Below are 15,542 nucleotides of genomic sequence, written 5' to 3'. Positions count from 1 at the left end.
CTTTTCATGCCTACAAAGAATAAAATACTTGTGACAGGAGGAGCCGGTTTTATAGGGAGCCACCTTGTAGACCGCTTAATTGAAAAAGGAAGTAAGATTACTGTTTTTGATAACCTCAGTTCAGGGAAATTACAGTTTATAGAACATCATCTCGAAAATCCGGATTTTACTCTGATAAAAGGAGATCTTCTTGACCAGGAAGCTATAGAGGCCGCCTGTAGAAATATTGACATTGTTTGCCATGTGGCTGCAAATCCTGATGTCAGGTTAGGAGCCACGGATACTAGAGTTCATCTGGATCAGAATATTCTGGCTACCTACAATCTTCTGGAAGCTATGAGGAAAAACAGCGTTAAAGAAATTGCATTTACTTCTACCTCAACTGTGTACGGGGAGGCGAGTGTTATGCCAACTCCGGAAGATTACGGTCCTCTTATTCCTATATCCCTTTATGGTGCCTCCAAATTGGCCTGTGAAGCCCTTATTACTTCATATTCCCACACTTTCGATATGCGGGCATGGATATTTCGTTTTGCGAATATTGTTGGTCCACGCAGTACACATGGAATCACGGTAGATTTCATAAAGAAACTGGAGAAAGACTCCAATGTACTTGAAATTCTGGGCAATGGCAAACAGGAAAAATCCTACCTTCACGTATCGGAATGTGTTGATGCAATAATATTTTTAATAGAGAAAAGCAGAGATAAAGTAAATATTTTCAATATTGGTTCCGAGGATACCATCAGTGCAACAGAGATAGGAAAAGCTGTCATAGAAGAGATGGGGCTTTCTGATGTTAAATTTATTTATACTGGAGGAAGCAGAGGCTGGAAAGGCGATGTGCCAAGGATGAGGCTAGGGATTGAGAAAATGAAAGCTTTGGGATGGAAGCCAGTCTATTCATCGGAGAGAAGTGTGAGGGAGACGGCAAGAGCATTACTTGGGGAGAGATTAGTATAATTTCCCTGATAACGTTTTTCCAAAATTATCATTTTGCTGACCAATATAATAGTTAAAGTACCTACACTTTTATGCCAGCATACCCTTTTGAGGCTTTCCCTAACTAAGAGAACAATATATCAAACCCTTATTGACACAGATAGTCCAGGGTATATATTTACAGATAGTCTAGGTTATATATTAGCAGACTTACAGATTCCAGTGAGACTAATATTGTGATCTGCGGGTACAGAGGATATAAATTTTTAAAAATTTGAGTGTAGAGTAAGTATGTCTAGAGCAGGGAAAAATCCTGAAAGCTTTGAGAATAAAGGTTAATTAGTGCTTGACTTCGCTTTCAACTCTGAATAAATACCTTCGTATTAAAGAAAGTTCGTAGTCACTGAATCCACCTACCAGAAACATAGCAACCAAATAGATGAGTACACCCATGCCTGTAATCTCGAAAAGCTCAAAGATGCTTGTGATAGCGAAATGAGATACAAAGAGGTACATAGCTACTGAGGACAGAATGCTTTTCGCAATATCATTAAAATAAAAATCAAGTTTAAAGTGTTTTAAGGATAAATGCATACAGAGCGCAGCCATTAAAAAGTAAGAAAATAAAGTTGACAGTGAAGCTCCGGCAATTCCGATAGATGGTATCAGCAGAATGTTGATCAATACATTCGAAATCGCCGCAACAATATTGATGTAAGTTGCGGTTTTTGTTCGTTTTATAAGATACATCGTATTGACAAATATCTGAAAGATTCCTGCCATAAGGCCGGAGAAGGCAATAATAGGAATTACAAACCAGCCCGAAAGAAAATCCTCAGTGGTAAGGATTCCAATCAATGGTTTTGCAAGGGCTGAGAGTCCGAAAACTGCAGGAATAGAAATAAGAAGGAAGTACCTCAGAGAATGAGACATATAAATTCTTATTTCATCCATTTTATTTTCGTCAAACAGCTTTGATAGCTCGGGAAGGAGAATGAGCTGAAGAGGGCTTACAAAAAGCTGTATCAGGTTGCCGATAGAACAGGCTGCCGAATATACGCCCACACTTCTAAGCCCGAGAAAGTAAGTAACCAGATATCTGTCACTTGATTCTGTAATCCATCTTATAAGTGCAGTGGGAGTTAATGGTAGGGAAAATTGCAGATACTCTTTTATGTAAGTAAACCGGGGAATGACGAAGCCTATCTGTGATATGATAATCGAAAAAGAAATTAAAAAAATGGACCCCTGTACAAGTAAGGTCGCTGCTATTACACCAAGAAGTCCGTATCCCAATTTGAGGAGAATGAGAATAAAAAGTAATTTTCCAAACGTTTCGAAAAGGGTTAAGTAAGAAAACTTCTGGATCTGCCTGAAAACTCTGAAATAAAAAAGAGTTATAGACTCAATTACGTTCACGAGAATCAAAAATGAGCCTGCCTGAATAAAATAAGCCGCGTTGGGATCATTAAATCCAAAAGTTGCAAGAGGTTCAGCGAAGATATAAAGTAAAAATGAGGCCAGTAGTCCAGATACAGTTACAAAAAAGAGAATCGAGTATACTGCCTCCCTTATCTTTTTGGTTTCAGTTTCAGAGGATAGAAATCTGACAAAACCCATAGATAGACCCATAAGTGCAAGAGGAGAGATAAGTGATACGGTGATATTGATCTGAGCCCAGAGTCCGTAATCATACGTTCCAAGGGTTTTCGTGATTATAGGAAGCAGGAAGAAAGTGCCCAGGCTTGTAAGTATTTGGACTATTCCGATAAAGCCAACGTCTTTTGCAAATTTTTGATATGACACCATATCACCTTAAAAAACCCCCGTTTTTAGTAATTTCGATCTAAGAAAGTTATGAAAATAGCCTTACGATAGTTTTTCTTAAGACTCAACTCAACTCACTATCCAAAAACTGATACTTAAATCCTTTGAGCGTTGATTATATTGCTCACTCTCCGTCTTCACAGTAGAGGCTCTATTCATAACTGCAGTATAATTTTTCGTTCATTCAAAGTACCTTTAAATTTTGAATTCTAAAGTCTTGAGATATCTCATATATTCAGTGTTAACTTTGAGTTTACCTACCTATATTCAGTGTTAACTTTGAGTTTACTTACTTATATTCAGTGTTAACTTTAAGTTTATTTCGGCGGGGTTCTTTCAACAAAAATCAGGCTTCAACTAACCCCATAAGGGGGTCTCTATAATAGATAAAAGACTTTGTGTTTAAATATTTTTGGTAAAAATTCAATATATGTCTGGATATAACTTCTTGAAAAGTAGATAAATCTAGGTTTTACTTGCAGAACTTCTCTACAGAACCCTGTACTCAGAGTTCGATAGTAAAGTCAAGTGGCTCCTGTAACATTGCAATTTCCAGAACAAATCTTAACAATAGAGTAAAGGTTGGAAAGTAAATAAACTATCAGCAGACATATTACGACTCAGTTGGCTGTATCCCGCTAATAAATTGACGAACCTAGCCTTAGATGCTCCTAAAAGCTAACATGTTTTGCTTAAAATACTTCTTCTTACTGGAGATTCTTGAGAACTCTATATTTCTCACACAGCACATGGAGACATTCCAAAACATCCGGTACTCAGAGCTCTGAGAACAGAGCTCTGTTCTCAGCCCGGAAGCAATGGAAGTCTCATTTGAGGATAATAACCTTAGCTGCATACCAGATTCAATCTTGGTACCTGGTTTTCATTTCCGCAGTCACTGCTGTAGAAAGCAATATAGTTATTGCTTTCATTACGGGCTTTTATCAGGAAACCCGTGTTTGCATATTTGCCGCTGACATACTCTTTCACGAGATCTGTCACATCCAGTTCGTAGTACCTGTTATCAGGCAGGGTATTGCCTTTAAAAGTTATCGTTGCATAGGGGGTACTGCCCTGCAAAACTCCATTTTTATCGTACCAGTCTCCTCCTGCATTACTCCATGCAATTCCTTTTTCCAGTTTGTTCCAGCTAACATAACTTTCATTCCAGGAAGAAGCAGGTCTGTAGACTTCAATTACTGTGTCTTCAGGTCTTGCGATTCCTGCAGGATAATACCAGAAAAGAGAGAGGGTTGCACTATTAATGTCTGCACCAGTATACTCGCTAAGATTAAACGATATTAAATCTCTGTATCTGCCAATACTCGATCCTCCGACATCAATAAAGGATGTATCATGGAAAACAGTTTCTGGAGAATTTTCACGCAAACGGTTGTCAGATACTGTTAGAATTACAGATTCCTGAGATACAGGATCCTCATATTATCGACAGGATAAGTCCCTGAGAGAGATGCATAGATTGTGTTTCCGTATCTTCCAATATTGATCCTATCTCCGTTATCTTCAGGCTCGTTAGCGTAATCAGAGAGGGAATAACCGGCATCAATGCATGGAGAAGTCACTTTGTCTTTAACCCATCTTTCTCCGTTCCAGCGACCTGCTTTTGACTTCAGGTGATAATCATGGTTTTCCAGGTCTGCAAAAAGAGGATCAGCATATATATCAGTTGTCGATGCGCAGTTTTTATAGTTGCCTGCTTTATTATTGTAAAGGCAGTTATTCTCCAACACAAAAGTATGTGTTCCGGGCAGATAATTAATAACTCCGTACCCTGTTCCGCTCGGTTCTTTTGTACGTGGCAGGGTATTTACAATAATATTATTGCGGACAATTGTTGTATATCCGTCACCTGCTGGTGCATAGGTTGAGGAGCCACCAGTCATATCCATATGGGCGATTGCTGAGTGATATATGCTGTCAAAAACGTTGTTTTCAATGACAGTATCTTCGAATCCATTGGTTATAATGCCCCCTACCCAGGTAATGCTAGGATTAGTGCCAGTGTTATAGAAAATATTATGGTGGATATGAACATTTTTACCCTGATCACGGGTAGCCGAAGAGGTATCGTAGCTGAAAAGCCAGATTCCGGGCCCGTATGTGTGATGGATTGTATTGTTGTAAATCTCAATATCATCCATAATGCCTGCGGATTTCTCGACCTGGATTCCAGGCCCGCCTGCACTCCAATGATAGAAAGAGTCAATTAGATTGTCATGTAGCTTTACATGGTTTGAGTTCCAGACTCTAAGGGCGCTGTTAGTTCTGCAGGTTATTGTGTTATTCCAGGCTTCTACATTCTGGCATTCAATTGCAAACATGCCGTCGTGTCCAAGTCTGTAGATAGTGTTATTGTAAAACTGAATATTTTCACTGTATTTTATCCTCAACCCGTCTCCATGCCCGTCGTGCATATGCATATCGCATACAGTTACGTTTTTGCAATAAAGGAAGTAAATCACATTGTAATATCCTTTACCCTTAGCAACCTTAAGATTCCCATCATGGTTTACATCAACCTCAAACCCTCGTATTACGATATTATTATTTCCATAACTGCTCATCTGCTTGATCAATGGCTTCATTGTTGCCCAGCCAGCATTATCAACCAGTTTTATCACAGCAGTTGAATCCCCTTCAAGAATGGTATTGCTTCCAATTAGAAGGGTGTCGTCAATAACATATGTGAAAGGTCCTTTGAGATAGACAGTGGTATATTTCGAGTTGTCTGCCACAAACTTTAGCGCCTGGTTGATCTGTATATGATCATCCTTTCCATCACAATTGAAATCTCCACTCCCATCTCCGGCAACGTAGACAATAGGCGCTGTAGTCCTGCATAAAACAGTAGGAACGCTTGCAAGAATAAGGCAACCTACCAGGAAAAAAATTCCAAGTCCTTTGTTTATTGAAGAAATTAACCGTGCCTGGTTATGATTAAGGGCATTATTATTTCTATTATACATATATTTGTATAGTGACGTGGTAATATCTCTACAAATTTTTCTACTATTTAGCAAAAATTTGCTTAAATTTAGTAGCCTGTTTCTAATAAATTGGGCAAGATTTTTCAAATGGCATCCACTCTCCGAGATTTAAGGCTATAGAATACTTTCTGGGGAATTATTCATCCCAAAGCTATCGAATCCAATCAAATCAGACAAGCAAAGGGTTCAGGATAAATCTCCCCTTTTTCAAGCCAATCATTCCAATTCACATGAATTCCCCCCGCGAAAACATGATGAATAAATTGATTATTAAGCTTCTAATTAAATTTCTATTGTCTACACTGTAATTTAGAGCATTCTATTATAAAAATATTGTTCAAGTCTTTTAATTTTTTAACTGTAGTTCAAATATTAAGAAAAAGTTAACAAATAATTGAAGAGAGGAAAAACCGGATTAAAAGCTGCTTATTAAATTTGTAGTGAAAAGGATTCACCAAAGTAAGAACCTGGCTTCCACTTCCAATAATATTTATATTCAGCTCTGGCAAAAAATAGCATTTTTTTATAAATAATGATTAAAGAACAATTTCATTATAATACGCTTTTAGAAAATACTCTATTAGTCAAAATCAGAAAATATAATTACAATTCTAGCAGAATAAAGAAAAGCAGGGAAAAGGCGCTGGAAAATAGACAAGTAGCATGGAAGCAAGCTTTAGTCTATATGCAATACAGGACTTATAAGTACACGATCACTTATAAGTACACTGTCAGATCATATCACTCCAGAGTCCTGCTGTTTCATACTATCTTGTTGTTAGAATATATTATTGGCCTTTACCCAAAGTTCATGCGTTCTATTTAGAACCGATTTTTATTATCAGTCGCGATTTTTCAACCTCATGAAATTACCGAACTTATTACTCACTCCTACAATCAACTCATTACTCACTCCTACAATCAACTCATTACTCGCTCCTCTAATACAAGAGGCAAATTACTCAAATTTAATCCTTTAGGAGGAACTCCGTAAAGATAGCTTCGTATATTGTGCCAGAGAGGTTTAAAGGAATGGCTCCTTCATTTTCTTCCTCTTCAATTTCTTCTTTGTTTACTTCTTTATTTACCTCTTCACTTATCTCTTCAGTTGTTTCCTCTTCAATTATTTCATCTTCAATTACTTCTCCAATTATTTTCTCTCCATTTGCTTCTCCAATTATCTCCCCTTCATTTGTTTCTCCAATTATCTCTTCTTCATTTGCCTTCTCTACAATTATTACTGCAACCTTAGAATCACTAAACAGACCATCACTCACCTCAAAAGGTATGATATGGACTCCTTCCTGTCCGTCTTCAGGCGTCCAGCTAAAGAACCCGGTCTCATCAAATTCTGCACCTTCAGGAAGGTCTGGTGATGAGAATGTAAGATTGTTTCCATTCATGCCAGAAGCTTTCACTGTAAAGTTCAAATTTTCTCCAATCTTAACCACAGTTTCTGGAATAGATTCAATAATCGGACTCTGTCCAGTATCAACAAAAGGACCTATTTCTGAGTGTGTGAAATTACTCCCATCTGTGTCAAATGTTTCTGTTGTAAAATTTGGATATTCTTCGACCTCATTTGCATCTTCGGAAGTTAATTCCATAAATGGAGATTGTACTGTCTTTACTCGTGAAGCCGGTGAGAGAGATGCATAAATTGTGTTTCCATATCTTCCTATATTGATCCTGTTTCCATTGTTCTCAGGTTCTTTAGAGTAGTCCGAAGAAACATGTCCGGCATCAATACATGGAGAAGTCACTTTATCCTTAACCCAGGTTTTTCCATTCCAGCGGCCTGCCGTTGACTGGAGGTGATAATCATGTTTTTTCTGGTTCACAAAAAGAGGGTTTACATAGATATCAGATTTCGATGCGCAGTTTTTATAATTGCCCCCTGAGTTACCGTAAAGACAGTTATTCTCCAGCACGAATTTGTGATTTTTGGTGAGATAATTAGCCACAGCGTATCCTGTTCCACTCGGGCTCTTTATACGCGGCCGGGTATTTACAATTATATTATTGCGGACAATAGTAGTATACCCAGGCTTTGTTGAATAACTTGGAGAATAAGCTTCTGGATACATGTGAACAATAGCAGCATGGTATGCGCCATCAAAGACGTTATTTTCGATTAGAGTGTCGTGGAATCCGCTAGCCACAATGCCGCCTGTCCAGGTAATTCCAGTATTAGTGCCTGTATTATAAAATATATTGTGATGAATATGGACGTTTTTCCCCTTTTCTTTAGTGGCAGCAGAGGTGTCATAATTGAAAAGCCAGATTCCAGGCCCATATGTATCATGCAATGTATTCCCATAGATCTCGATCTTATCCATGGTACCGGAACCCGCTCCGCCCTTTTCAATCTGAATGCCAGGCCCACCTGTGCACCGATAGTATAAAGAATCAATTACGTTATCATGGATTTTTACATTATTGGAATTCCAAGCTCTAACTCCACTATTAGTCCTGCAGACTATTTTATTGTTCCAAATCTCTACATTCTCACATTCACTTACAAAAAAGCCATCATGTCCAAGTTTGGAGATCTTATTATTATAAAGCTGGATGTTCTTACCGTATTTTATCCTCACCCCATCTCCATGTCCATCGTGCATATACATGTTGTATACTTTTATATTATTACAGTGGGTGAAGTACATTACATTATAGTACCCTTTACCCTTAGCAACCTTAAGATTTCCATCATGGTTTACATCAACCTCAAACCCTCTTACTACAATGTTACTATTTCCTGCACTGTTCATCTGCTTGATCAATGGTTTCATTGATTTCCAGCCTGCATTATTTGCCAGCTTTATCACAGCAGTCGAATCCCCTTGGAGAATAGTATTGCTGCCAATTAAAAGAGTATCGTTAATAACGTACGTAAAAGGTCCTTTGAGATGGACAGTTGTATATTTAGGATTACTTGCCACAAATTTCAGAGCCTGATTTATCTGCACATGATCATCTTTTCCATCGCAGTTGAAATCCCCACTCCCATTTCCGGAAACATAAACAATTGGTGGGGCGCTTCTGCATGAAGCAATCGGTGCGTTTGCAAAGATAAGGCAACTCACCAGGAGAAAAATCCCCAATCTTTTTATTAACATTTCTATCACCCACGCCAAGTATAAAAATCAAATTAAGATTTTGTTTAAGTGAGAGTTAGACTGGGAAGTATCCCTATGTCTTTAGAATTTAAGACTGTCTACTCAATTTCTTACCAAAATTTTTAGTATGTTTTCCTGAATTATCGACAAATTTATCAGATAGTATCCACTACCCGGGATTCAGGCTATAGAAGATTTCTGGAGAAAATATTCATAGCAAAAGTCATTGAATTTAATTGGATTCAACAACAGATGGTTTGAAATAAGTCTCCGTCTTTTTCAGGCTAATTCCCAAATTCACACTGATCCCCCCGAGAAACAATGTGAATAAATTGTATATAAGCCTCTAATTAAATTTCTATAGTTATTGCTATAATTAGATCATTGTATTATAAAAGTATGTATGTTATGTCTATAATTTTTTATGAAGTTTCTATGGACGTAAAAGATCATAATAAAGTAAAAGGTATACATTTGCCTGTGAGATAGATATTATCCCGGGAATAAGGTCAGAATTCATTAATAGCAAAGTAAGATCAGACTATATCTTCGCATATCTTCAGAATCTTTCCTGCAACTCCGTCCCAGCTGTGATTCTCAACAACGTATTTGCGACCCTTTTTTCCCATCTCGACCCTGGCTTCTTCATCGGAGAGTAATCTTACTACAGCATTAGCAAGTTCCTCAGGGTCCTCAGGAGTTACTGGTATCCCACCACCTGATGACTCAATCAGGTCTTGAACTCCCGGAATACTGCTTGCCACAATCGGCTTTCCACAGGCAAGATATTCATATGTTTTCAAGGCTGAAAGCCCTATTTTCGAGTTCCTTTCCTTGATGAAAGGGGCAACGCAGACATCGGCAGCGTTTATGTAAAGAGGAACCTGCTCGTAGGGAACTCTTCCGGTAAAAGTGAACTTATCCGAAAGTCCTAGCTCGGAAGTTATTCCAAGCAGTTTATCCTTCATAACTCCATCCCCGATAACAAGGAAATGAGCATCAGGACATTTTTCAAGAATTAGGGGAGATGCCTGAATCAAAAACTCAACACCTTGCCAGGCTGCAAGGTGTCCGACAAAACATACATATTTTTTTGAGTCCTCGAGCTGCAGTATTTTCCTTGTCTGTCTCGAGTCCAGAGGCTTGAATACATCAGTATTTGCCCCATTGTTGATAATATGGACCTTACTCTCAGGAACCGAGTATAATCTCACAAGTTCATCCTTTAGCTTATCCGTGACAGAAACAATTCTGTCACAGTGCCTGTAGTTGAACTTCTCGGAACAAAGTGCCAGATAAGAGAAGACCCTGTATGCAAAAGACTGCGAATTCGGGTTGACTTTTAACTCATCGAGAACCAGCCCATTAACTTCCACAATTGAAGGGATCTTCAAGACCTTACATAACATTATGGGAAAGAACGGAAAAGAATTCTGGCGAAGGTAAAGAACATCAGGTCTGTTTTTTATGCACGAGTAAAGAAGATAGAAGGAAAGCATAAACTCGTAAGAAGGCTGTACAAGATATTTATTGTCTATTACAGGCACATATTTTGCCCCGGCAAGAGTACGATTTACACTTTTCTGTCCGGGAGCAAAGAGGACTATATCAGTATATTTTTTCAAATTCCTAAGAAGCTCAAGAATATGGACATTCGAACCTGATTTAGCATTGAAGGAGCCGTAATAAACCAGAAAAATATTATTTACTTTTTTAAACATAATTGTAGCCGGTTATCAGAATAGCAAAAGTAGTTAATTAGTTTATCCCATAACTTTTTTTATTATTTTCTCAATTTCAAGAACAAAGGTTTAGTATTTGACTCGAAATATGAATTCAATGCATTTTGGAGAGAAGTATTTATAGGATTAACTCTCTCCTCTGTCTGTTTTGAGGCATTCGAATTGAAAAAGAGTAAAAGATTATGAAAGTATTGGAAGTATGTCAGGAATTTCCTAACAGGTATTACCCTCAACTTGGGACATTCATAAAGCAGAGTATAGACTCAATTGCAAACCAGGGCGCAGATGTTACAGTTATTTCTCCAAAACCTTTCGTCCTTCCTTTTTCCTCATTTCCATACCATAACTTTTTTAAACTGCCCCGGATTGAGTATACTGAAAAATACGACCTTCACTATCCACGTTATATATATGCTGTACCCAAGAAATATTTCTATCCCATCACAGGGATCTCATATTCTCTCTTCGTTTCCGAATATGCTGTTAAAAACATAAAGCCAGTACCAGACCTTATCCACGCACACTTTTCATATCCTGACGGGTATGGGATGATGAAGCTTGCAAAGAGATGGAATGTCCCTCTTGTAATAAGTGCGCTCGGTACAATAGAAAGAAAGGTCGCCTATGAAGGTTCCTACACCTCAAAACAGATTATAGAGGCAATGAGTTTTGCAGACAGAATTCTTTCTGTCAGCGAGGATCTCAAGCTTCACATAGTTAATCTGGGAATAGACAAGAATAAAGTTCACGTTGTCCCAAATGGTGTTGATACCGACAAGTTCAAACCTGCAGGAAAAGTACATGCAAGGAGTATGTTAAACCTGCCACAAGACAAAAATATTGTTCTATTTGTCGGAGCCCTTCGGAAAATAAAAGGTGTGGACTACCTCATTGAGGCCGCACAGAGCTTTGTGGACAGGGATACCTATCTTTTTATGGTAGGCAGGGACGACGGCCTGAAAAAAAATCTGGAAAAAAGGGCACATGAGCTCAAAATTGCGAATTATATTAAATTTACCGGTCCTGTAAATCATGAAGATATTCCTCTCTGGATCTCAGCTTCGGATATTCTTGTATTGCCTTCCCTTTCAGAGGGTAGACCAAACGTAATACTTGAAGCTCTTGCCTGTGAGGTTCCAGTTGTAGCGACAGACGTAGGCGGGATTCCTGAACTCATGGTCGATGGGGAAACAGGCTATCTGGTACCTGCAAAAAGTCCTGACGAGTTATCCAGAAAAATTAATAAATTGCTTGATAATAAAAACCGGAGAGAGAAGATGGGCGAGTTCGGGCGTAAAAGCATAATCCAGAGAGGGCTGACCTGGGAAGCACATGCTAAAACAACTGTAGACATATACCAGGAACTTCTAACAAAATCCTAAAATTGATGTCTAAGCATTTCTATTTACTTCGAGGGATTTCTACTTATTTTTCGGAATTTCTACTTATTTTCGAGGCATTTCCATTTACTTTCCTAGGCATTCCCACTTACTTTCTAGGCATTTCTGCTTACTTTTTAATTCCTAATCCTGTGTACACTGCAGATCTGATATACAACAGAGCAAAATTCATAAAAACTCTTACTCCTGTACAGATGCCTGCTATACCACTTTATCCATATAAGTTGGCAGGCTCAAAGTAAAAAATTATTTTTAAAATAAGTTCATTTAAAATAAGTTCATTTAAAATAAGTTCATTTAAAATAAGTTTCAGGGATTGTTTAATCCCTTATGCGGAATGAAAATATCTGTAGATGAGCTCGAATAAATCTTACTAAGACCTGCAAGGTTGCTTTGCAGTTCAAGCTGATTTTCGGGCAATCCCTGATAGAAATAGTTGGCAGTGTCTCTGAGTGTACTTTCCTCACTACCAAAATATAACCCACTCCTCAAAAATTCTTTGGTTCGGAGGACTATATAACCTCTATATTGTGAGAGTTTGTTTACATCACCGATTCTGTAATTATCGTATGACGAGATATTCATTTCTGCTGATGTTGCAGGAATCAGTGGCAAATAGAAGAATCTTGAAGAATAATAATCGGTATAGATTGAGGAATCGATAGGAACATACTTGAAAATATGTTCAAAACCGCTCAACTCTTCAGAAGTAAAGTATTCGTGTCTTGCTCCCTGACCAAGAAAGTCTGAGTCCCCAATACTGTAGATCGAAGAAACAAGAACGAAAGTAGAGAACAATAAAACCACTATCGTAGCGGAGTTGACTTTTCTGGGGGAGTATTTAGACATATAATTCCAGAATATGTACAAGCCGTACCCCATTACAAAAGCCATAAATGGGCTGACGAAAAGCATAAATCGATCGACTCTGAAAAGGACTTTAAACTGCCAGATCGTGTTGAGAGGATTGGGCACATAAAATATCAGAGTCAGCAGAGCAAACAATCCCAGCACGGAAGCATAATTGTTCCTGTAATTTTTCAGGAGAAAACTTATTCCTATCAAGGCAAAAAATAAAAATATCGATTTATCCAGAAGCCCTACTAAATTAATCAAACTCTCCTGGAGTACCTCAGCGCCTCCTGCAGTTAAGACTATTGAATCCAAAAACTGGCTCTGCAAACGAGGGGCCAGGCTCCTCTGTACAAATATGTATGCTATAAAGAACCAGTATGAAGTGAAAATAACATTAAGCAATATAAAGAAAGGCTTGCTGATATAGCTCCCGTTTCCTATAATATATTCCGATATAAGAAGAATGATCAACAATAAGACAAGTTGGGGAAGGGATACATTATGTACCAGAGTTAAAAAAACCGCAACAATCACTGAGAGGGCTTTTAAGGAAAGTTTATCTTTTTTGAAATTGACACTATAAACCAGGTACAATAATACAATGAACATTATAAATGCCATTGTACGGGTGATCACATTTACACCATAATAGAGCACAACTGAACTCACTGAGAACAGTACACATGAGAGTAGCGAGATCTGCCTGTTGTTTGTTATGTAATTAAAAAGGTAGTAGAGAAAAATTATGGTTATTGCATAGATAGGAGCAGTTACCAAAAAAAGTGAGTTTTTTGTGCTTATATTCAGGAGTTCAGAGGTTTCTGCAATAAGCACATGATAAAGAGGGAAGTAGGCGTAATCACTTAAGGAAGTAGGAATCGTGCGCCCGGACATTGCAGTAACTTCCGAAAGAAAGATGTGTGGCAGGATATCTGTAGTACCGAAGTAGAAATCGTAATTTAATGTAACACTATAAATCAGGTTAATCGCAATTAAAAATGTTTCTGCCAGAATAAGAGGTGGATTTACCTTTTTAGAGAAAATTTGCAGGAACACCGACAGGTAGAGCCCTAAAATAAAGATGAAATAGTATGGTGGTCTACTTCCTTCAGACAGCAGAAGTACAACAAGGGAACTGATATAAAATATCCCAAACAGGTATGTAAGGGACTTTGTGCTCAATGGCGGATAGACGTCTATATCATGTAAGCTTACATCTTTCTTGTAAATGAATAGTATGAAAAGACAGGAAAGTATTGCAGGTATTCCTGTAAATAGCCCACGAAGCGCATAAGCGAGTTTTCCGGCTGCAAACATCCATAAGAACGTGAATATTACCGCGAAAATTATAGCTAGCGGAAACAGAAAGGAAATTAACCTCATTAGACGAGTATTATCCAATTTGAATCCTGCTTCTTTGCTTAATCCAAACATACTATCTCCATGATCTTAAATAATCATAATTCACAAATCAAATAATTACTAATCAAACTTCTGTGTTTGAGAATCGGTAAGAGCACATCAGGACTGTATTGATTAAGAAGATTTTGCCCTGAAAAGCCTCCCATATATATTCAAATGTTTCGGTTGATTTTTAGTATCAAATACATTCGCGAATATTAGATATCTGAGCAGGAATTGGTTTTTGAAACGAGAGGAGAGTTCGTAAAGCTATACAAAAACCCTAGCCCATAAGCAATGTGTTGTACAGGAATAATAAACAGCGCGAAAAGACCGTACTTTGATTTCATTTTGTAGGTAACCTGCATTGAGGTAATAAGAACGAGGACAAAGTATATCGCCATGAGTGTAAAAAGAATCAGGCTTGGAGTGTAATATTTGATAGAAGCGATAAGCAAAGTGACCGCAAACAAGATGGCAATCGAAGGCAGAAACGCATACCAGCGGACAAATTCTCCATGCTTCTTGAAAAGTTCTGCCATCCACATACCATATTTAAACATTCTTATGGAAAAGGACTTGAGAGTTCCTCTTCTATGATGCAGAACCCGTGCTTCCGGGATGTACAAAAACCTGTTGCCTTTCTTACCTATTCTATAGTTCAGGTCTCCATCCTGACCCACAACGAACCGCTCGTCAAAACCTCCGACTTCCTGAATTGCAGCTTTTTTGTACATTGCATTACAGTTAGGAAGAGAGCTGACATAGTGCTTTTTAGCGGAATTCTTAGACTGCGCCGAGCCTCCAGAACCCAAAAAAGATTCCTGGGCATATCCCACCACCCTGCCAAATATAGGGTCAGTGTCAAAGATCAGGTTAGGGCCTCCAAAACACACAACGTCATCAGGGGCCTCTTGCATTTCACGGACAAGGGTTTTCAGCCACTGTGGATCAACCTTACAGTCTCCATCAGTAAACGCAATAAGTTCTCCCATGGCATTTTTCACACCAAGGTTCCTCGCTGCAGCAACATTTTTTCTTTCATTGAGAAGAAGTTTGACAGGATATCTACGTACGATATCCTGTGTTTTATCGGTGGACATTCCATCAACGATAATAATCTCGTAAGAATCTCGTGGGTAATCTAGATTGAGAAGTGACTCAATACATTCTTCAATGAATCTTTCTTCATTGCGAATGCCTACTACGATTGAAACAAAAGGGTATTCCATATAAGTTAATCCCCGT

At 38.2% G+C, this 15,542-nt stretch carries 7 protein-coding genes and 1 pseudogene; 2 read left to right on the top strand and 6 right to left on the bottom strand.

From position 1 onward, the window contains the following. Nucleotides 1-6 precede the first annotated feature (6 nt). Nucleotides 7-963: an NAD-dependent epimerase/dehydratase family protein gene (locus tag AOB57_RS07605; protein WP_054299665.1), complete on the top strand. Its 957-nt coding sequence runs from the start codon at nt 7-9 to the stop codon at nt 961-963. A gap of 318 nt (nt 964-1,281) precedes the next feature. On the opposite strand, the gene AOB57_RS07600 is transcribed toward AOB57_RS07605, so the two are convergent. The 4 genes and pseudogenes from AOB57_RS07600 to AOB57_RS07580 all read right to left on the bottom strand — a co-directional run bounded on the left by AOB57_RS07600 (nt 1,282) and on the right by AOB57_RS07580 (nt 10,617). Continuing rightward, nucleotides 1,282-2,751, bottom strand: coding sequence for a flippase (locus tag AOB57_RS07600; protein ID WP_054299666.1), 1,470 nt, complete (start codon nt 2,749-2,751; stop codon nt 1,282-1,284). A gap of 864 nt (nt 2,752-3,615) precedes the next feature. Beyond that, nucleotides 3,616-5,756: pseudogene (locus AOB57_RS07590) on the bottom strand (disaggregatase related repeat-containing protein). 989 nt (nt 5,757-6,745) lie between these two features. Continuing rightward, nucleotides 6,746-8,896: a right-handed parallel beta-helix repeat-containing protein gene (locus AOB57_RS07585; protein ID WP_082384305.1), complete on the bottom strand. Its 2,151-nt coding sequence runs from the start codon at nt 8,894-8,896 to the stop codon at nt 6,746-6,748. A 536-nt stretch (nt 8,897-9,432) separates the two neighbouring features. Beyond that, a complete protein-coding gene (locus AOB57_RS07580) occupies nt 9,433-10,617 on the bottom strand; it encodes a glycosyltransferase family 4 protein (protein WP_054299668.1) in 1,185 nt (394 codons plus the stop codon). A 203-nt stretch (nt 10,618-10,820) separates the two neighbouring features. Between AOB57_RS07580 and AOB57_RS07575 the strand changes: the two genes are divergently transcribed. Continuing rightward, nucleotides 10,821-12,020, top strand: a complete 1,200-nt coding sequence (locus tag AOB57_RS07575) for a glycosyltransferase (RefSeq protein WP_054299669.1) — start codon at nt 10,821-10,823, stop codon at nt 12,018-12,020. 327 nt (nt 12,021-12,347) lie between these two features. Here AOB57_RS07575 and AOB57_RS07570 read toward each other — a convergent pair whose 3' ends face one another. Next, nucleotides 12,348-14,276, bottom strand: coding sequence for a hypothetical protein (locus AOB57_RS07570; protein WP_226999425.1), 1,929 nt, complete (start codon nt 14,274-14,276; stop codon nt 12,348-12,350). 236 nt (nt 14,277-14,512) lie between these two features. After that, the gene (locus AOB57_RS07565) at nt 14,513-15,526 is read right to left on the bottom strand and encodes a glycosyltransferase family 2 protein (RefSeq protein WP_054299672.1); all 1,014 of its coding nucleotides are present in this window, start codon (nt 15,524-15,526) and stop codon (nt 14,513-14,515) included. Nucleotides 15,527-15,542 lie beyond the last annotated feature (16 nt).

Source organism: Methanosarcina flavescens, assembly GCF_001304615.2.
Classification (GTDB): domain Archaea; phylum Halobacteriota; class Methanosarcinia; order Methanosarcinales; family Methanosarcinaceae; genus Methanosarcina; species Methanosarcina flavescens.
The sequence above is the reverse complement of the archived record's forward strand: the minus strand, read 5'-3'. Positions and strand labels throughout refer to the sequence as shown.

Excerpts from the sequence above, each read along its gene's own strand:
- AOB57_RS07605 (WP_054299665.1), top strand. The coding sequence starts at position 7 with ATGCCTACAAAGAATAAAATACTTGTGACAGGAGGAGCCGGTTTTATA.
- AOB57_RS07600 (WP_054299666.1), bottom strand. The coding sequence starts at position 2,751 with ATGGTGTCATATCAAAAATTTGCAAAAGACGTTGGCTTTATCGGAATA.
- AOB57_RS07585 (WP_082384305.1), bottom strand. The coding sequence starts at position 8,896 with ATGTTAATAAAAAGATTGGGGATTTTTCTCCTGGTGAGTTGCCTTATC.
- AOB57_RS07580 (WP_054299668.1), bottom strand. The coding sequence starts at position 10,617 with ATGTTTAAAAAAGTAAATAATATTTTTCTGGTTTATTACGGCTCCTTC.
- AOB57_RS07575 (WP_054299669.1), top strand. The coding sequence starts at position 10,821 with ATGAAAGTATTGGAAGTATGTCAGGAATTTCCTAACAGGTATTACCCT.
- AOB57_RS07570 (WP_226999425.1), bottom strand. The coding sequence starts at position 14,276 with ATGAGGTTAATTTCCTTTCTGTTTCCGCTAGCTATAATTTTCGCGGTA.
- AOB57_RS07565 (WP_054299672.1), bottom strand. The coding sequence starts at position 15,526 with ATGGAATACCCTTTTGTTTCAATCGTAGTAGGCATTCGCAATGAAGAA.